Annotated in this window: 1 protein-coding gene; it reads right to left on the bottom strand. The window is 66.6% G+C overall.

Annotation, left to right across the window (positions count from 1 at the left end; translation table 11 throughout):
* Positions 1 to 551 (bottom strand): SAM-dependent methyltransferase (locus tag ABD844_RS52455; protein WP_344897691.1); only part of this gene is annotated, 551 nt, incomplete at both ends.

Raw genomic sequence — 551 nt, 5'->3', positions numbered from 1 at the left:
CTCAATCAGCTCGAAGCCGTCGAAGAATGCGGCGATCTGTTCCTTCGACCGCGGCACGACCCGGCCACTGGCCTTCCGCCGCGCGTACTCATAGGCCCCTGCCCGCGCGACGCCGTCCAGGTCATCCCACAGATGCGACAAGACCAGAAAACTGCCCGGCGCCATCAGTTCGCGGATGGTCTTCACCAGGAGTTCCGGGCCGTCCTCGTCGGTCAGCAGGTGCAGCGTGGCCACCAGGAGGATCGCCACCGGGTGAGCGAAGTCGATGTGAGCGCACAGGGCAGGGCGGTCAAAGATCTGCTCGGGGGCACGCAGGTCACCATCCATCGCGATCACACCAGGCCGGGTTCCGGCCAGCAGCGCACGGGCGTGGGACAGCACGATCGGATCGTTATCGACATAGGCCACGTGCGCGCCCGGCTCGATCTGCTGCGCCACCTCGTGCACGTTCGGCGACGTGAGGATACCGGTGCCCAGATCGACGAACTGCCGGATGCCCGCCATGGCGACGGCTTCCGTCGCGCGTACCAGGAAGTTCCGGTTCGCCCGTG

It is taken from the genome of Nonomuraea antimicrobica, assembly GCF_039536965.1.
GTDB lineage: Bacteria > Actinomycetota > Actinomycetes > Streptosporangiales > Streptosporangiaceae > Nonomuraea > Nonomuraea antimicrobica.
The sequence above is the reverse complement of the archived record's forward strand: the minus strand, read 5'-3'. Positions and strand labels throughout refer to the sequence as shown.